The following is a 17,831-nucleotide window of genomic DNA, read 5'->3' on the forward strand; positions in this document are numbered from 1 at the left end:
CGGGTGTGATGGACGCGCTGCTCCAGGCCCTGGTGAATGGCCTTCTCTCCGGCTCGCTGATCGCGGTGCCGGCGGTGGGCTTCACTGCCCTTTTCGCCATCCTGCGCTATCCGAGCTTCGCCGTTGCCGGCTATGTCTCGGTCGGCGCCTTCGCGGGGTGGTGGGTGAACACGCGCTTCGGCCTGGGGGCTGCGCCCGCGCTGGTGATGGCCTTTATCGCCGGTGGTCTCTCGGGCCTCGCCTGCGAGATGGGCGCATTGCGGCGGCTGATGCCTTCCGGTGCGCTCACAGTTTCCATCGCTTCCATCGCCGTCAATCTGGTGCTGGAAAATATCCTTCGCTTCGTCTTCGGCAATGATCTGCGAGGCTTCGACCTGCCGATCCTGCCTGACCTGCAATGGGGTGGCGTTTTCATCGGCGTCCAGCAGCTATGGAATCTGGCGCTGGCGGTCGCTGTGGTGGCGGCGGTGTTCGGCTTCCTGATGTTCACGCGCTTCGGCCGTGCCATGCGCGCTGTCGCGGACAACCCCGATCTCGCCCGGCTGAAGGGCATCGATCCGCGCCGCATCGCGGCCATTGCCGTGGTGCTGGGGGCCGGGCTTGCGGGCGCGGGCGGCGTGCTGCTCGGCCTCGATACCTCGATCGACCCGATGACGGGCTATCGCGTGCTGCTCTCGGTTTTCGCCGCGGCGGTGCTGGGCGGGCTCGGCTCGGTGCCGGGCGCGGTGGTGGGGGCGCTGGTGCTCGGCCTGGCTGAGGAACTGGCGTTGCTCGCCGTGCCGGCCACCTACCGCACGGCGGTGGGATTCGCCGCCATCCTGCTCATCCTCACCTTCCGCCCGCGTGGCCTGCTGGGCGAGAAAGCCGTCTGATGCTCTCTTATCTGCTGTTCTCCGTTACCATCGGCGGGATCTATGCGCTGCTCGCCCTGGCGCTGAATCTGGCCTGGGGCGGTGCGGGTCTGGTCAATCTCGGCCTCGCCGGCTTCTTCGGCATCGGTGCCTATGCGACGGCGCTGGCGACAGGGGCCGGCCTGCCGGTCGCGCTTGGCCTCGGCATCGCCATGCTGGCGGGCGTGCTGGCGGGGCTTGCCATCACCGGCGCAACGCTGCGGCTGCGCGATGACTATCTTGCCATTGTTACGCTCGGTTTTGGCGAAATCGTCCGCCTCGTCGCGCTGAACGAGCGCTGGCTGACCAATGGCGCCGATGGCCTCTCCGGCATTGTCGCGCCCTTCAAAGCGCAGCTGGGTGTTCAGGGCTTCAACCAGGGCTCGGCGCTGGCGGTGACGGCGCTGGTGCTGCTGGTGTGGTGGCTGCTGCGGCGGCTCGATGCCAGCCCCTTCGGCCGTGCCCTGCGCGCGGTGCGTGAGGACCAGGAACTGGCGGCCTTCGCCGGGAAGCCCGTGCTGCGGCTGAAGTTCCAGGCTTTCGCCCTGTCCGCCGCGCTGGCTGGGCTGGCGGGCGCACTCTATGCCCATACGCAGTCCTATATTTCCCCTGACCATTTCCAGCCGCTCATCACCATCTATATCTTCCTGGCGGTGACGGCCGGTGGCCTGGGCCGGCCGCTGGGCGCGCTGCTCGGCGCCTATGCCGTTGTGATCTTCCTTGAAGGCACGCGCTTCCTCGCCGCGCTGGTGCCCGGTATCGAGCCGGTGCAGGTCGCTGCGCTGCGTGAGGCGCTGGTTGGGCTTTCCCTGTTGCTGGTGCTGCATTTCCGTCCGCGCGGCCTGCTGCCCGAGCGGATTCCTCCCGCCCCCAAGGCCCTGCCATGACCGATCTGCTGCCGCTGCTCGCCGAACCGGGCCAGCCGGACACCCTCTACCGCGCCCTGCAGGACGAGGTGCAGCGCCGTGTCGGCCATCGCCTCTTCACGCTGCTCTATGTCGATGGTGGCGATGTCGCGCGCGTCTGGTCCAGCCATCCGGCCGAATATCCGACCTCCGGCCGCAAGACGATGGGCGAGACGCCCTGGGGCGCGCATGTGCTGAAGGCTGGCCAGCCCTTCCTCGGCCGTGACAAGGCCGCCATCCGCTGGGCCTTCTACGACCACGCGCTGATCGAGAGCATGGGCCTTGGCTCCGTCATCAACCTGCCTGTGCGCTACAATGGCGAGACCATCGGCACCTGCAACATGCTCGATGCCGAAGGCCATTACGACGAGGCGGCGCTGGCCAGGGTGCTGCCGCTCGCGCCGCTGCTGATTCCTGCCTTCCTCGAAGCCCGCCGCGCCTGAGAGAGACGCCATGAGCACGATCTTCCTGAAGAATGCCCGCATCGTCGATGGCTCCGCCACGGAGCCCAGCGCGCCGCAGGGCGTGGTGATCGAGGGCGGCACGATCCGCGAGGTCTCCGCCACGGCGCGCGCGCCGGAAGGGGCGGATGTCATCGACCTCGCCGGCAAGACGCTGCTGCCCGGCCTGATCGACGCGCATGTGCATGTCGTCGCCGTCGAGGCCAGCCTGGCGCGGAATGCCACGCTGCCGGACTCGCTGATCATGGCGCGCTCCATCCGCCTGATGGGCGAGATGCTGATGCGCGGCTTCACCACGGTGCGCGATGTCGGCGGTGCCGATCATGGCCAGGTTCTGGCGGAGCAGGAGGGCCTCTTCCCCGCGCCGCGCCTCGTCATTTCCGGCAAGGCGCTGAGCCAGAGCGGCGGGCATTGCGATTTCCGCGGCCCCTTCGACAATGCGCCGAGCCAGTTCACCGGCCGCCTCGGCGCGCTGGGCCGGCTGTGTGACGGCATTCCCGAGGTGCGCCGCGCCGCCCGCCAGGAGATCAAGGGCGGTGCGCGCTTCATCAAGATCATGGCGAATGGCGGCGTCGCCTCGCCCACCGATCCGATCCATTTCCTCGGCTTCTCGCGTGAGGAAATCATCGCGATCGTCGAGGAGGCGCGCAATGCCGGCACCTATGTCTCCGCGCATCTCTATACGGACGAGGGCATCCGTCGTGCCGTCGAATGTGGCGTGCATTCGCTGGAACACTGCAACCTGATCCAGTCTGAAACTGCCCGCTTCGCCGCCGGGCAGGGTGCCATCGCGGTGCCCACGCTCGTCACCTACGACAAGCTCTCGGAGGAGGGCGAGGCACTGGGCATCGGCCCCGAGGCGGTGGGCAAGGTGGACAATGTTCGCCTCTCTGGCATGGAGTCGCTGCAGATCATGCGCGATGCTGGCCTGCCGATGGCCTATGGCTCCGACCTGCTGGGCCCGATGCACCGGCACCAGTCGGAGGAATTCGTCATCCGTGGGCGTGTCCTGCCGGCGCATGAAGTGATCGCCTCCGCCACCTCGGTGGCCGCGAAGCTCTGCCGCATGGAGGGCAAGATCGGCGTGGTGGCTGAGGGTGCCTTCGCCGACCTCGTCGTGGTGGACGGCAACCCGCTGGACGATCTCTCCCTGCTGACCCACCAGGGCCGCCACATGCCGCTGATCCTGAAGGGCGGCCAGGTGATGAAGCGCGCTTTCTGACAGCGGGGTCCGGGGTGGCCTTGCCACCCCGGCGGGGTGGGGGGGGGGGCCCCCCCCCCCCCTCCCTTGCATGCCTGTTCCTGCTATATTCTCCTCAGCGACCGGCGGGGGAGAGCATGGCATGCAGCAGGCGGAGGAACTGGCGAAGGTCAAGGCGCGTATCCGCGCCCTGACGGAGAAGACCGTCTCGAACGGCTGCACCGAGGCTGAGGCGCTGGCCGCCGCCGAGATGGCCGGGCGCCTTCTCGAACGCTATGCTCTGACGATGGAAGAGGTGGATCTCCGCCGCGCGCGCTGCGTGCAGGTGGAAATCCCGCTTCCGGGCAAGCAGCGCCGCCCGATCGATGGCTGCGTCCCGGCCATCGCGCGCTTCTGTGACTGCAAGGTCTGGCTGGTCCGCGACGAGGAAGGCGCCCGCTACATCTTCTTCGGCTTCGAGGAGGACACGGCCCTGGCGCGCTACCTCTTTGAGGTGATCGGGCGCGGCATGGCCACGGAGCTGGAGAATTTCCGCACCAGCCATCCCGCCCTGCGCGGTACGCGGCTCCGCCTGGCCTCGGTGAGCTACCAGCAGGGCATGGCCAGCCGCCTCGCCGAACGCCTGGAATCCCTCCTGGCCGCGCGAGAAGCCGAGGTCGCCGCCCGCCGCTCCACCGGCACCGCGCTGATGGTGGTGAAGCATCAGGTGGTCGAGGATGCCTTCCGTGAAACCGCGGTGCGGCTGGTCAGCGCCCGGCGTGGCCGGCTGCGCGCCAATGGCGCCTTTCGCCAGGGCTATGCGGCGGGGGACCGTATCAATCTCAACCGCCCGGTGCGGGGCGGCGGCACCGGGGCGCTGGAGTGAGCAGCCCTGACCACCAGCGCCGCCGTGTCTATGCCTGGGAGGATCGCGTGGTGGCGCCGCATGGCGGCGCGCCCATTGCTTTCGCCGCCGCGCAGGGCATGGTCGATGCCATCTGGGCCGATCTCGGCCTGCGCTATCCGCCGCGCGTCGCGCCATTGCCGCCGCAGGCGCGCCGCCGCCTCGCCGATGCCACACGGCTTCGCCTGCGCCTGCCGCCGGAATGCCCGGACTGGGTCCTCCTCCATGAACTGGCCCACGCCTTGAGCAGCACGATGGACGGGCATTCCGATGGCCATGGCGCGCGCTTCATGGGCCTCTATGTCCAGTTGCTGGTGCGCTACTTGCGTTTGCCTGAAACTTTTCTCCTCGACTCTCTGGGCGCGGCCGGGATCATCGTGCAGCCCGATGCGCGCCCCGTCTTCCTGGACACCCCGGCATGAGCGAGGCCCATTTGGAGGGGTTGAACCCCGCGCAGCGCGCCGCCGCCCTGGCCGAGGCGCCCCAACTCGTCCTCGCGGGCGCGGGATCCGGAAAAACCGAGACACTGACACGCCGCGTCGCCGATCTCATCCTGCGGCGGGGGGAGGGAGCGGATCGCATTCTCTGCATCACCTTCACCGCCAAGGCGGCGGCGGAAATGCGCGCACGCCTCACCGCCCGGCTGGAGGGGGCGGCCGTGCCGCGCTGGGTCGGCACCTTCCACGCCGTCATGGCGCGGCTGCTGGTGGAAGATGGCGCCGGCGTGCCGGGGCTGCCGCCGGGATTCGCCATCCTCTCCCAGGCTGAGGCGCGCGCGGTGGTCATGCAGGTGTCTGGTACACGGGATGTGCAGGAAGGCGCCGCGCTGCTCGAAATTCTCTCGCTGATGAAAGGCCGCCTTGCCCGCACGCCGCATGGCCATGCCTTCACACGCTTTGAGCCGGAACTGCTGGCCCAGGCCGCCGCGCTGATGCCCGATTATCAGACGGCCCTCACCGCGCGCGGCGCCGTGGACTTTGACGACCTGATCGCCCTGCCGGTGCGCGCCATGCAGGCGGACAAGGACCTTGCGGCACGCTGGGCCGCGCGCTGGTCGGAAATCCTGGTGGATGAATACCAGGACACCAATGTGGCGCAGCATCGCCTGGTCCAGCTTCTGGCGAAACCGCATGGCCGGGTCTTTGCCGTGGGGGACGATAGCCAGTCGATTTACGGCTGGCGCGGTGCCGAGGTGGCGCAGATCCGTAACTTCAACCGCTTCTATCCGCAGGCCGCGGAACCTTTGCGGCTGGAGGTGAATTACCGCTCCACCCGCCGCATCCTGCTCGCTGCCAATGCCGTGGCGGCCTGTGACCGGCAGGCCCTGCGCAAGACCCTGCGGCCCGCTGAGGCCAAGGCGCCGCCCGGCCCGCCGATCGCCCTGGCGGCGGTGGAGACCGCCGATGAAGAGGGCCTCGCCGTCGCCGCGCGCATCGCTACGCTGCGGCGGGCCGAGCCGGGCCTGCTCTGGTCGGATTGCGCCGTGCTGCTGCGCGCGGGCTTTGTGGGCGAGCCCATCCTGGCGGCGCTGCGTCAGGCCGGCATCCCGGCGCGCATGGTCGCGGAGCGCGAGCCGGACCCGCCGCGTGATATCCTGGCGGCGCAGGCATGGCTGCGCCTGGCCCTCAGCGCGCCGGAGGACGCCTCGGCGGATGACGCATTCCGGCGAGCCTGCGCTTTCCCGAAGCGCGGGATTCCAGGAAGTCTCTTTGCCCGTCTGCGGGATCACGCCGCGGAGCAGGGCATGTCCCTTGCTGCTGCCGTGCCGCTTTTCCCGGCCACACCGGAGGAGCGCGCGCAGTTTGAGAGCGTGCTGCAACTGGCGCGCACCATCGCGCGCGATGTCGCCACGCGGCGCCCTGGTGCGGCGGATGCGCTGCAACTTGCCGCCGCGCGCGCGGGACTCGCGGAAGGGCTGCGCGATGCGCCTTCGGGGTTGATCGCTGCCTGGGAAAGCGCCTTTGCCGCCGCCGCGCAAAGCCCGAATCTGTCAGCCTATCTCGATGCGCTGGCCCTGGGCGTGACCTCGGCCGATGGGGTGCAGCCGGATGCGGTGCCGCTGATGACGCTGCATCGCGCGAAAGGGCTGGAATTCGCCCATGTGCTGATGCCGGGGCTGGAGGATGGCGTGTTTCCGCATTTCAAGGCGGAGGCGCAGGGCGCGCTGCCGGAGGAAAGACGGCTGTTTTACGTTGGCATCACGCGGGCGAAGCAAACGCTGTGGCTCAGCTGGGTGCGGCGGCGGCGGGAGTGGAATGCGCGGCCGTCGCGGTTTATCGATGAGATACCGGCGCAGCTTTTTCACGGCTGAGAGAAGAAGGCCGGGGGAATGAATTCCCCCGGACCCCCTTCTTTTTTCTGTCAGATGGGGCAGACGCCGCTGGCGCATTGCAGATGGGCCCAGTCCACCGCCTCCTGCACGGCCTCGTCGTGGATGCCCTCGACAATCGCGGCGAAACGCGCGGTCGAAACCTCCTCTTCCGGCAGGTATTCATAGCCCAGCTCGGCATCGGGGCGGCTCGGCAGCACGGAGCAGCAGCGCACCTGCGGCTGTTCGGCGGCGACAATGGCGCGGAACGATTCCAGGTCGTGGCGGTCAGTATAGACCTTCAGCGTGTAGCTGACCTGGTTGCCGCGCTCGGCGCCGATCCAGTGGCGCTCCAGCAGGCGCAGCCACTGATATTGCTGTCCCGGGCTGGCTTCCGGGGCGGTCACCAGCTTCTCGCCCAGGCCGAGGCGCTGCGCCAGCGGCACCGTGGGGAAGCCCACGATCGTCATGCCGGGGAAGCTGCGCAGCTCGCGCAGCGGATAGCCGCGCTGCTCGTACTCGGCCAGCAGCGGGTCGGAGCCGGCGGTCCAGCCGCCCGTCGCCGCATCGCGCGTGCCCTTGAACTGCACCCAGCGCAGATACTGCCGGCGGGCGGGCAGATGCGCGCCTTCCGTCAGCCCGAACAGCTTGCTGGTGGTGCCGGCGGGCTTCACCGTCGTCACCGTCACCGGGCGCGCCATGCCGAGCTGGTCGGCGTAGATCGCCGCCTCGTGCTTCGCGCTTTCCGAGAGGCGGCCCAGCATGTCCCAGAAGGGGGCGGAACGCGATTCGTCCAGCAGCTCGTCGAAGCCAAGGCCGAAGCGCATCCAGGCCCATTCATGCAGGCCGGTGGGGCCGATGCCGATACGGTTGGTGCGCGCGACCTCCTCGGCATAGAGCGCATCCATCCGGTTGGCGCGGATCAGGAAGCGCACGCCGAGGCGCACCGCGTCTTCCACCCGTTCATCCCAACGCGCGGCCAGATCGGGGTCGATCTCGCCGGGAACAAGGCTTTCCAGCGGCGCGGGGCAGGCCAGCAGCGGCGCGAAATCGGCGATGACGCAATAGCCGCCGGTGACATGCAGCGTGATCTCGCCGCAGGGATTCGTTGTCACCGGGAAATGCGCGGCGGCGGCGCGGCGCGAGCACTCGGCCAGCAGCCCGGCGGCGGCATCCACCTGGTAGCGCGCGCTGCGGAAGTCGCGGCCATCCTCATGCACCGGCTTGGCCCAGGCGCTGCCGGTGCGGTGGTCCTCCAGCAGGTCGCCATTGATGAAGCCCGGCTCGCCATTGATGTAGGCGCAGGCGGTGACTTCGTCGAACACCATGCGCGCATGGACGGTCATCGGGTCGGCGGCATCGCCGGACTGCACGCGCTGCCAGAACTCACGGTCCACCATCACGGAGTGGTTGGCCGTCCACAGCCCGCCCTCCGACTTGGCGCGGATGAAGCGGCGGATGGCGGGGTCACGCCAGGACTTCGTCGCCATGCGCGCGGCGCGGCGCGCGCCACCCACCTGCACCTCCACCGAGAGATGGTGGTCCACCAGCAGCGCCTGCTCCCAGGGTTGCAGCACATCGCTCGCCGGGTCGCGCTCGCGCGCCGGGAGGATGACGTGGCGGCGGATGTTCAGCAGGCCGCGCAGCAGGGAAATGGGGCCGGAGGAGGGGCGCCCCTGCATGCCGCGGATCGGGCTGCCGGCCGGGCGGATGGGCGAGAGATCCAGCACCAGAAGCCGGTCCCGCTCGCCCCGGAAGGCCATGGCCTCCAGCACTTCCAGCGCCTTGGCCCAGCCTTCGCGGCTGTCCTCCACCCGGTGCAGCACCGCGTTGGCGGGGAGCGTTTCGAGATCAGCGAGCAGCTCGGTGGCCAGGAAGTCGCGCAGACGCGCCTCGGCGGCGTCATCCAGTTCCGCCATGCCCCAGGGCAGCAGGCCCATCTCGGTGCCGAAGCGGCGCAGCGCCGCGCGGTCGCGCGGATAGTCGTGATGCGCAGGGGAAAGATGCAGCGCGAGGTCCGGCGCCCGCGCCCAGTCCACCGCGATCAGCGCATCATCATAGGCGCGGCCGACGCCGGAGCCATTCAGCAGCAGATAGAACTCGGCGAAGGAGGCGATGGCGGTCGCGCAGTTGGTGAAGACCTCCATGTTGCGCCCGGCCTGGGCCGCGTCGCCATGCTGGAGGTGGCGGCCCGAGGTCAGCAGGGCGCCGGTCGCGATGGCGTTGCGCAGCCGCGCCTGCTCCCGCGCCAGATCGCCGCCGGCCCCGAGCAGGCCGATATTGCCGGCCGCCACGCGCTCCGCCACACGGCCGAAATCCTCCTGGTCCTCCGGGCGGAAGACGGTGCGCCGCCCGACCGCGAGCCCCATGCCATGGTCCAGCCGGCGGCCGGGCAGCGGTTTCTCGCCAAACCCGGCCCCGGGCAGGGCGCCCGTGAGGGAAGGCAGGGTAAAGGGCTGGCGATAGCCGTCCATGGGAAGCTCCGGCGGGTGTAGAATGGTCACCGGCGCCGCGAATCGCCGCCGGTGGGACACAAGATATGGTATGCTCCGAAAAAGTCACCCGCTAGATAAGGTTGTTCCGCCCTCACATCCTGTTGCGCCTCCCCTCCGCCCGGCGGCGCCGGAAAACGCTGAGGAATTCCAGCCGGTTCAGCGCCAGCACCGCCAGGACCACCAGGATCAGCACCAGCGCGGGGATCACCACCGAGGCCGTCATGCGCGCTTCTCCTTCATGCCGGAAAGGGAACGGGAGGGCGGGGAGGGGGTTGCCGCCTTGCCGACCGCCGCTAGGCTGGCGCGCCAGGACAAGGGCAGGGACCCCGCATGGACGAGATCGACCGCAAGATCCTGGCGCTGTTGCAGGCCGATGCCACCCTCTCCGTGGCGCAGCTGGCGGACCGGGTGGGGCTTTCCACCACCCCCTGCTGGAAGCGGGTGCAGAAGCTGGAGGCCAGCGGCGTCATCACCGGCCGCGTCGCCCTGGTGGCGCCGGAGGCGGTGGGGCTGGGCCTCTCCGTCTTCGTGGCCATCGAGGCGGGGGACCACAGCCCGGCCTGGCTGGAGCGCTTCGCCGCCGCCATCGCGGCCATGCCCGAGATCATGGAAGCCTACCGCATGGCCGGGGAGGTGGACTACATGCTGCGCGTCGCCGTGCCGGACATGGCGGCCTATGACCGCTTCTACAAAGCCCTGATCACGGCGGCGCAGCCGCGCAACGTGACTTCCCGCTTCGCCATGGAGCGGATGAAGCACACCACCGCCTACCCCCTGAACGGCCCCGCCTTCCGCGACCGCGCCGAGGGCCGGGAATAGTTTTTTCCCGTTCGCCCGCCCCGGAGCATGGGCATGCTGCGGGGCAGAAAATCTTTGGGAAACATAACTCTTTCGTTGGCCCGCCGGGCTTCATAGCCTGGGTGGGCCATGATGATGTCCTGTCCCCACGCTCCACCGCGGCCCTGTTGTCGCGGCTGTTGAGCCGCCCGCCTTCCGCCCCAGACCTGCCCCGCTGAGCAGCGGCCGCGCGCCGCGAAGGACAAGCATGCCCGACACCCAGGCGGCCGTGGCGCCGCGCGCCCTGACAGAAAAAACGCTGCGCGTCCCGACGGAGAAATTGCCGCGCGTCGTTATCCCGGCCCGGTTGCGGCGTTTCCTCTCGCCGCTGGCGCTGGTGCTGCTGTGGCAGGCGGCGAGCATGGCCGGGCTGATCTCGCCGCGCACCCTGGCAGCCCCCAGCACCGTGCTGGCCAGCGCCTGGGAGCTGGTGCTCTCCGGTGAATTGCCCTCGCATCTGCTGGTCTCGCTCGGCCGCGTGCTGGTGGGGCTGGGCATCGGCCTCTCCGCCGGCGTGGCGCTGGCGCTGATCGCCGGCCTGTCGAAGCGCGGCGAGGAGGTGGTGGACGCGCCGATGCAGATGCTGCGCACCCTGCCTTTCCTGGCGCTGGTGCCGCTCTTCATCCTGTGGTTCGGCATTGGCGAGACGCCGAAGATCGCTCTCGTCGCGTTGGGTGCCGCCTTCCCGGTCTATCTCACCCTCTTCGCCGGCATCCGCGGCGTGGAGCCGAAGCTGGTGGAGGCGGCGCAGGTCTTCGGCCTCGACCGGCGCGGGCTGGTGCGCCATGTCATCCTGCCGGGGGCGCTGCCTTCCGCGCTGGTCGGGCTGCGCTACGCGCTCGGCAGCGCCTGGCTCAGCCTCGTCATCGCCGAGCAGATCAATGCCACCGCCGGCATCGGCTTCCTGATCAACGACGCGCGCGAGTTCCTGCGCACGGATGTCATCGTCGTTGGGCTGCTGGTCTATGCGCTGCTCGGCCTGGGCGCCGATGCGCTGGTCCGCCTCGCCGAGCGCCGTGCCCTGGCCTGGCGCCCCACCCTGGTGAAGGGCTGACCCCGATGGCTGATATCGCCCCCCCGGCCAGCACGCCGCTGCGCGTGCGCAACCTGACGCGCCGCTTCGGCCGGAACACCGTGCTGCACGGGCTGGAACTCGATCTCGCGCCGGGCAGCTTCACCGCGCTGCTGGGCCGCAGCGGCTCGGGCAAGAGCACGCTGCTGCGCACCCTGGCCGGGCTGGACCCCGCCCCGGCCGAGGCGGTGCTGGACCTGCCGCGCCCCGTTTCCGTCGTCTTCCAGGAACCGCGCCTGCTGCCGTGGAAGAAGGTGTGGCAGAATGTCGCGCTTGGCCTCGGCGGCGGCGATGCACGGGGCCGCGCCGCCCGCGCGCTGGAGGAGGTGGGCCTCGGCCGCCATCTGGAGGCCTGGCCGGCGACCCTCTCCGGCGGCGAGGCGCAGCGCGCCGCCCTGGCCCGCGCCCTGGTGCGCGAGCCGCGCCTGCTGCTGCTGGACGAGCCTTTCGCCGCGCTGGATGCGCTGACGCGTATCCGCATGCACAGCCTCGTGCTCGATCTCTGGCGCCATCATGGCCCGACCACGCTGATCGTCACCCATGACGTGGATGAGGCGGTGCTGCTGGCGGACCGCGTGCTGGTGCTTGATGGCGGGCGCATCGCCGCCGACCTCACCGTGGATCTGCCGCGCCCGCGCCGCCACGCCGATCCTGGCTTCGCCACCCTGCGCCGCCGCCTGCTGGGCGAACTCGGCGTCGATCTGCAGGAGGCCGCATGAGCCTGCCTCTTCCCCGCCGTGGCGCGCTGCTCGGCGCGCTCGCCCTGCCGGCGCTGCTCGGCACTGCTCGCGCCCAGGGCCGCGCGCCGCTGCGCGTGGCGCAGTACAAGGCCGGGGATGCGCTGCTGCTGCGCCTCGCCGGCCAGGCGGAGACGCCCTATCCCATCGCCTGGTCGGAATTCGCCTCGGGCAACCTGATGGTGGAGGCTGCGCATGCCGGCTCCATCGACCTCGCCTATGGCAGCGAGATCCCGCCCGCCTTCGCCGCCGCCTCAGGGGCGCGCATCAAGATCGTCGCCGTCATCAAGGGCGATGTAAACGAGCAGGTGGTGCTGGTGCCGAAGGATTCTCCGGTGCGCGGCATCGCCGATCTGAAAGGCAAGCGCGTCGGCTATGTGCGCGCCACCACCACGCATTTTTATCTGAACAGGATGCTGGCCGAGGCCGGGCTTTCGTTCAGTGACATCAAGGCGGTGAATCTCAGCCCCTCCGATGGCCGCGCCGCCTTCGAATCCGGCGCGCTGGATGCCTGGGCCATCTATGGCTATTCCGTGCCGCTGGCGCGGCAGGCGGGGGCGCGGGTGTTGCGCACGGCGCAGGGTATTCTTTCCGGCAACTATCTCTACTTTGCCCGCGCTGAGGCTTTGCAGAATCCGGAGACAGCGGCGGCGATCGCCGATTATCTCGCCCGCATCGCGCGCGGCTTCCTGTGGATCGACGACCACAAGGCGCAGCTGGCCGAGGCGCAGGCGGCGCAGCTCAACCTGCCGGCGCAGATCATCCGCGACGTGCTGGAGAATGTCAGCCAGCCGCGCCGCCTGCACCGCCCGGATGCCGCCGCTATCGCCTCGCACCAGGAGGTGGCGGATGAATTCACCCGGCTCGGCCTGCTGCCGGGCAAGGTGGATGTCGCGCCGCTCTGGGATCTTTCCTTCGGGCGCAGGCTGGAGCTGGCGGCATGAGCGGCGCGCTTCTCCTGCACCAGGACCCGATCCAGGCGCTGGTCCACCATTTCGCCGAAGGGGCCGCCGCGCATGACCGCGCCGGCAGCTTCCCGCACGAGAATTTTTCCCGGCTGCACGAGGCGGGGTTGCTGGGCCTGACCGTGCCGCTCGCCTGGGGTGGGGAGGAGGCCGGGCTGGCGCGCTGCGCGGCGCTGGTCGGCCGTATCGCCGAGGGCTGCCCGGCCACGGCGCTGGTGCTGGCCATGCAGTTCATCCAGTCGCGCCTCGTCACGCGCGATGCGGCCTGGCCAGAGGCGGTGCGCGCGCGCCTCGCCCTCGGCGCCGTGGAGCGCGGCGAACTCATCAATGCGCTGCGGGTGGAGCCGGAACTCGGCTCGCCCGTGCGCGGCGGCCTGCCGGCGACGATCCTGCGGCGGACGGAGGCGGGATGGTCGCTCTCCGGGCGCAAGATCTATTCGACCGGCGCGCCCGGGCTGCGCTGGTTCCTCGTCTGGGCGCGGACGGAGGAGGAGATGCCCCGGGTCGGCAGCGTGCTCGTCGATGCGCGCAGCCCCGGCATCCGCATCGAGGAAAGCTGGGATCAGGCGGGGCTGCGCGCCTCCGGCAGCCATGACGTGGTGCTGGAGAATGTCCCCGTGCCGGCCGAGAACGCGCCCGATCTGCGCCCGCCTTCCGGCTGGGCGAAGCCGGATGCCGATCAGACGGCGTGGAACACGCTGCTGATCGCGGCGCTCTACACGGGTGTCGCGCGCGCGGCGCGGAACTGGCTGCTGGGCTTCCTGCACCGCCGCGTGCCCTCGGGGCTGGGCGCGCCGCTGGCCACCCTGCCGCGCATGCAGGAGGCGGTGGGGCGCATCGAGGCGCTGCTGCTGGCCAATGAGCGGCTGATCGCCGCCGCCGCCGCCGCGCAGGATGCCGGCACGCCGCCCGCCGCGACGGAGAGCGCGCTGCTCAAGACGCTGGCGGCGGAGAATGCCATCACCGTCGTGCAGGATGCGGTGGCCCTCTGCGGCAACCATGCCCTGGCGCGCAGCAACCCGCTGGAGCGGCATCTGCGTGATGTGCTCTGCGCCCGCATCCATACCCCGCAACCCGATGCCGCCTATGTGCAGGCCGGGCGCCGCGCGCTCGGCCTCGGCTGAGGAAACCGCCATGACCCAGAGTCTCGAATTCATCGGCATGATCCAGCCGCGCGAGCAGTCGGAGATCCATCCGCCGCGCGGGCCGGCCATCGACAACGGCTATCTGCGCGAATCCACCCTGGCGCATGAGCGGGGCGGCTTCGACCGCATCCTGATCGGCTGGTACAGCAACGGGCCGGACGGGTTGCAGCTCGCCGCCAGCCTCGCGCCGCAGACGGAGCGGATCGGCTTCCTCGTCGCGCACCGGCCGGGCTTCCAGGCGCCGAGCACCGCGGCGCGCGCCTTCAACACGCTGGACCAGCTCAGCCAGGGCCGCGCCGCCATCCATGTCATCTCTGGCGGCGACGATGTGGACCAGGCGCGCGATGGCGACTGGCTCGGCAAGGATGACCGCTACCTGCGCACCGACGAATACCTGGATGTGCTGAAGGCGATCTGGGCCGGTGACAGGCCGGTGGACCATGATGGCATCTATTACCGCATCCAGGGTGCCTCGCCGGAGGTGAAGTCGGTGCAGGCGCCGCGCATCCCGATTTATTTCGGCGGTGCCTCGGAGGCGGCGCTGCGCGTCGCCGGGCGGCATGCCGATGTCTATGCGCTTTGGGGCGAGACCAAGGCGCAGGTGCGCGAGATCGTCACGCACGTGCGGGCCGAGGCGGCGAAGCATGGGCGGGAGGTGCGTTTCAGCCTCTCCTTCCGCCCGATCCTGGCCAGCACGGAAAGCGCGGCCTGGGAGAAGGCCGAGCGCATCCTGCACCGCATCCGCGCGGTGCGGGGCAGCGCCGCGCTCGGCCCCAACACGAAGGCGCCGCAGAATGCGGGCTCGCAGCGCCTGCTGGAGGCCGCCGCGCTGGGCGACCGCCCGGAGGGCCGGCTCTACACCGCCATCGCGCGGGAGACGGGCGCGCGCGGCAATACCACCGCGCTGGTCGGCACGCCGGAGCAGGTGGCGGAGGCGTTCCTGGAGTATCACGCGCTGGGCGTCTCGACTTTCCTGATCCGGGGCTTCGATCCGCTGGAGGATGCGGTGGAGTATGGCGAGAGCCTGCTGCCAGCGACGCGCCGCCTGCTGGCCGAGAAGCTGGCGCGGGCGCAGGCGGTGCCGGCATGAGCGGGATGCTGCCCCGCCGCGGCCTGCTGCTGGCCGCCGGCGCGACGCTTGCCATGCCGCGCCTGGTGCGCGCCCAGGCGCCGCTGCGCGTGGGCGACCAGCGCGGCAATGCCCGCGCGGTGATGGAAGCCGCCGGTGTCCTCAAGGAGATCGAAGGCCGCATCGCCTGGAGCGAGTTCCCCGCCGCCGCGCCGCTGGTGGAGGCGCTGAATGCGGGCGCCATCGATACCGGGCTGGTGGGCGATGCGCCCTTCACCTTCGGCGCCGCCGCCGGGGTGCCGGCCAAGGCCATCGCGGCGACGCGGCAGAAGCAGGATGGCCTTGCCATCCTGGTGCCGAAGGACAGCGCGGTGCGCGGGTTGCAGGATCTGGTGGGCAAGCGCATCGCCACGGGGCGCGGCTCGATCGGGCACCAGCTGGTGCTCGCGGCGCTGGAGGCGGCGAAGCTGCCGAAGGATGCGGTGACGCTGGTCTTCCTGCTGCCGGCCGATGCCAAGGCCGCCTATAGCAGCGGCGCGGTGGAGGCGTGGTCCACCTGGGAACCCTATGTCTCCCAGGAGGAGGTCCTCGCCGGTTCGCGCCGCATCGTCGATGGCAATGGCATCACGCCGGGGCTGAGTTTCCAGGTGGCGCGGGATGACGCGATTGCCGCGCGGCGGCCGGAGCTGGAGGATTTCGTCCGTCGTTTGACCGTGGCACGGCGCTGGGCGAATGAGAACATCCCCGCCTATGCGCGCAGCTGGTCGGCCCTGATGAATGTGCCGGAGCCTGTCGCCGTGCAGTGGTTCACCCGGGCGCAGACGCGCGTCGTGCCGATCGATGACAGTGTGGAGCGCGACGAGCAGGGCAATATCGACCTCTACAGCCGCGCCGGGCTGGTGCGCCGCCGCATCGAGGCCGCCGATATCCTGGACCGCAGCTTCACCCGCGCCATCCAGAGCGCCTGACGGACAGAAAAAGATGATGGGGGTCCGGGGGAAGAATTCCTTCTTCCCCCAGCTTTTTTGCTGTTCAGCGCAGCGTCGGGTCCAACCGGTCGCGCAGCCAGTCCCCCAGTAGGCTGACCGAGAGGGTGGTGAGCACGATGACCGTGGAGGGCGAGAGCAGGATCCAGGGTGCGCGCGTCAGATATTCCCGCCCATAGCCGACCATGTTGCCCAGCGAGGTCTGCGGCGGCTGCACACCCAATCCAAGGAAGGACAACCCGCTTTCCAGCAGGATGATTTCCGGGAAGGCGAGGGTCATGGAGACGATCAGCGTCGCCGCGATATTGGGCAGGACGTGGCGGGCATAGACGCGCCAGGGCGATGCCCCAAGCTGTTTCACCGCCGCCGCATAGCCCTGCGCGCCCGCGCTGATGGCGAGGCCGCGGGCGATGCGGGCGTAGCGTTCCCAGCCATGCAGGCCGAGCAAGGCGACAAAGAGCAGCAGCGAATTGCCGAAGAAGGCGAGGACCGAGAGGGCCAGGATCATGAAGGGCATGGCGGCCTGGAAATCGACCAGGGCCAGCACTGCCTGTTCCACCAGCCCGCGGAAATGCGCGGCGAGGAAGCCGAGCACCACGCCGAGCACGGCGGCGATGATGGCCGCGCCGAAAGCAATCAGCAGCGACATGCGGATGGAGGTGATGAGGCGGCTGAGCACGTCGCGCCCCAGCTCATCCGTGCCGAGCGGATGCGCCCAGGTACCGCCGAGGAAGACCGGCGGAGCGAGGCGGCTGCGCAGGTCGAGGGCGGTGATCGAATAGGGCGTGATCCACTCGGCGAGGAGGGCGATGGCGAGCATCAGCGCGACCCAGCCGAGGGCGAAGAGCACCAGGGGCGGAATGCGGTGCCGGCGCGGCCTGGGCGCGGCGGCGGTGTGGCCCGTGGTGTTGCCCGTGGTGTTGCCGGTGGTGGCGGACATGTCAGGCATTCCCCTTGGCGCCGGCGCGCAGGCGCGGGTCGAGCACGCCATAGAGCAGGTCCACCATCAGGTTGGAGGCGATCATGGTGGCCGAGACCAGCAGCAGGATGCATTGGACGACGGCGAGATCCCTGTTGGAGACGGCCACCACCAGGAGGCGGCCGACGCCGGGCCAGGAGAAGACGCTTTCCACCACCACCGCGCCGGCCAGCACGCTGCCGATCATGAAGCCCACGATGGTGACGGTGGGGATGGCGGCGTTGGGCAAGGCGTGCCAGCGCACGGCCACCCGCCAGGGCACGCCCTTGGCCAGGGCGGTGCGCATATAGGGCTGCCCCAGCACCTCCAGCATGGCGGAGCGGGTGAAGCGCGCCAGCACCGCCGCGCCGCCGAAGCCCATGGTGATGATGGGCAGGATGGCGTGGCGCCAGGAATCCTGCCCGCCCGAGGGCAGCCAGCCGAGCTGGACGGCGAAGAGCAGCACCAGCAGCAGGCCGAGCACGAAGGAGGGCACGGTGAAGCCGGCGACGGCGAGCAGCATCACCGCGCGGTCGATGATGGAGTTGCGGTGCAGGGCGGCATAGACGCCGGCCGGAATGCCGAGGCCGATCTTGATGAGCAGCGCCGGCACGGTGAGGGCGAGGGTGGCGGGAATGCGCTCGGCGACGAGGTTGATGGCGCTCTGGCCGCTGCGCATGGAGTTGCCGAGGTCGCCATGCAGGATGGCGGTGAAGTAGCGGAAATACTGCACCCAGAGCGGATCATCGAGGCCCCAGGCGCGGCGGAAGGCGGCGATGGCCTCGGGTGGCGCATCGGCGGACATGATGAGCAGGGCCGGGTCGCCCGACATGCGCAGGACGACGAAGGCGAAGCTGACGACAAGAACCAGCGTCAGCAGCGCGCGGGAGAGGCGGAGGCCGAGGAAGCGCAGCATGGC

Annotated in this window: 18 protein-coding genes; 14 read left to right on the plus strand and 4 right to left on the minus strand. The window is 70.0% G+C overall.

Translation table 11 applies throughout. The features are described from left to right. Window positions 1–8 precede the first annotated feature (8 nt). The 7 genes from NON00_RS09100 (at window position 9) to NON00_RS09130 (ending at window position 6,651) form a co-directional block, all read left to right on the plus strand. On the plus strand, window positions 9–872 hold the full coding sequence (locus NON00_RS09100) for a branched-chain amino acid ABC transporter permease (RefSeq protein WP_256020004.1): 864 nt from the start codon (window positions 9–11) through the stop codon (window positions 870–872). Continuing rightward, a complete protein-coding gene (locus NON00_RS09105; RefSeq protein WP_256020005.1) occupies window positions 872–1,777 on the plus strand; it encodes a branched-chain amino acid ABC transporter permease in 906 nt (301 codons plus the stop codon). Before NON00_RS09100 ends, NON00_RS09105 begins: the two co-directional genes overlap by 1 nt. Then, on the plus strand, window positions 1,774–2,238 hold the full coding sequence (locus NON00_RS09110; RefSeq protein WP_256020007.1) for a GAF domain-containing protein: 465 nt from the start codon (window positions 1,774–1,776) through the stop codon (window positions 2,236–2,238). The genes NON00_RS09105 and NON00_RS09110 overlap by 4 nt, the downstream gene beginning before the upstream one ends. 10 nt (window positions 2,239–2,248) lie before the next feature. Then, window positions 2,249–3,478 (plus strand): amidohydrolase family protein, encoded by a 1,230-nt coding sequence (locus NON00_RS09115; RefSeq protein WP_256020008.1) that lies wholly within the window; start codon window positions 2,249–2,251, stop codon window positions 3,476–3,478. 121 nt (window positions 3,479–3,599) lie between these two features. Then, window positions 3,600–4,322, plus strand: coding sequence for a DUF2786 domain-containing protein (locus NON00_RS09120; protein ID WP_256020009.1), 723 nt, complete (start codon window positions 3,600–3,602; stop codon window positions 4,320–4,322). Then, on the plus strand, window positions 4,319–4,762 hold the full coding sequence (locus NON00_RS09125; protein WP_256020010.1) for a SprT-like domain-containing protein: 444 nt from the start codon (window positions 4,319–4,321) through the stop codon (window positions 4,760–4,762). Before NON00_RS09120 ends, NON00_RS09125 begins: the two co-directional genes overlap by 4 nt. Then, window positions 4,759–6,651 carry an ATP-dependent helicase gene (locus NON00_RS09130; RefSeq protein ID WP_256020011.1) on the plus strand — a complete coding sequence of 631 codons (1,893 nt, stop codon included), beginning with the start codon at window positions 4,759–4,761 and terminating at the stop codon, window positions 6,649–6,651. Before NON00_RS09125 ends, NON00_RS09130 begins: the two co-directional genes overlap by 4 nt. Before the next feature lie 50 nt (window positions 6,652–6,701). On the opposite strand, the gene NON00_RS09135 is transcribed toward NON00_RS09130, so the two are convergent. Next, entirely contained in the window at window positions 6,702–9,122 is a 2,421-nt protein-coding gene (locus NON00_RS09135) for a recombinase (protein WP_256020012.1), read from the minus strand. Window positions 9,123–9,234: 112 nt separating this feature from the next. Beyond that, window positions 9,235–9,366 (minus strand): hypothetical protein, encoded by a 132-nt coding sequence (locus NON00_RS09140; RefSeq protein WP_256020013.1) that lies wholly within the window; start codon window positions 9,364–9,366, stop codon window positions 9,235–9,237. Between the two features lie 107 nt (window positions 9,367–9,473). Here NON00_RS09140 and NON00_RS09145 point away from each other — a divergent pair, with 107 nt between their 5' ends. The 7 genes from NON00_RS09145 to NON00_RS09175 all read left to right on the plus strand — a co-directional run bounded on the left by NON00_RS09145 (window position 9,474) and on the right by NON00_RS09175 (window position 15,936). Next, window positions 9,474–9,962: an Lrp/AsnC family transcriptional regulator gene (locus NON00_RS09145; protein WP_256020014.1), complete on the plus strand. Its 489-nt coding sequence runs from the start codon at window positions 9,474–9,476 to the stop codon at window positions 9,960–9,962. A gap of 226 nt (window positions 9,963–10,188) precedes the next feature. Continuing rightward, complete coding sequence (locus NON00_RS09150) at window positions 10,189–11,034, plus strand: ABC transporter permease (protein WP_256020015.1); 846 nt, start codon at window positions 10,189–10,191, stop codon at window positions 11,032–11,034. A gap of 5 nt (window positions 11,035–11,039) precedes the next feature. Then, window positions 11,040–11,771 (plus strand): ABC transporter ATP-binding protein, encoded by a 732-nt coding sequence (locus tag NON00_RS09155; protein ID WP_256020016.1) that lies wholly within the window; start codon window positions 11,040–11,042, stop codon window positions 11,769–11,771. Continuing rightward, on the plus strand, window positions 11,768–12,733 hold the full coding sequence (locus NON00_RS09160; protein WP_256020017.1) for an ABC transporter substrate-binding protein: 966 nt from the start codon (window positions 11,768–11,770) through the stop codon (window positions 12,731–12,733). The genes NON00_RS09155 and NON00_RS09160 overlap by 4 nt, the downstream gene beginning before the upstream one ends. Further along, complete coding sequence (locus tag NON00_RS09165; protein ID WP_256020018.1) at window positions 12,730–13,878, plus strand: acyl-CoA dehydrogenase family protein; 1,149 nt, start codon at window positions 12,730–12,732, stop codon at window positions 13,876–13,878. Before NON00_RS09160 ends, NON00_RS09165 begins: the two co-directional genes overlap by 4 nt. A gap of 10 nt (window positions 13,879–13,888) precedes the next feature. Further along, window positions 13,889–14,989 carry an LLM class flavin-dependent oxidoreductase gene (locus tag NON00_RS09170; RefSeq protein ID WP_256020019.1) on the plus strand — a complete coding sequence of 367 codons (1,101 nt, stop codon included), beginning with the start codon at window positions 13,889–13,891 and terminating at the stop codon, window positions 14,987–14,989. Further along, window positions 14,986–15,936, plus strand: coding sequence for an ABC transporter substrate-binding protein (locus tag NON00_RS09175; RefSeq protein ID WP_256020020.1), 951 nt, complete (start codon window positions 14,986–14,988; stop codon window positions 15,934–15,936). Before NON00_RS09170 ends, NON00_RS09175 begins: the two co-directional genes overlap by 4 nt. A 64-nt stretch (window positions 15,937–16,000) precedes the next feature. On the opposite strand, the gene NON00_RS09180 is transcribed toward NON00_RS09175, so the two are convergent. Next, window positions 16,001–16,894, minus strand: coding sequence for an ABC transporter permease (locus NON00_RS09180; RefSeq protein ID WP_256020021.1), 894 nt, complete (start codon window positions 16,892–16,894; stop codon window positions 16,001–16,003). 1 nt (window position 16,895) lies between these two features. Further along, window positions 16,896–17,828, minus strand: coding sequence for an ABC transporter permease (locus NON00_RS09185; protein ID WP_256020022.1), 933 nt, complete (start codon window positions 17,826–17,828; stop codon window positions 16,896–16,898). Window positions 17,829–17,831: the final 3 nt, after the last annotated feature.

This window comes from Roseomonas sp. GC11, from assembly GCF_024437745.1.
GTDB lineage: Bacteria > Pseudomonadota > Alphaproteobacteria > Acetobacterales > Acetobacteraceae > Pseudoroseomonas.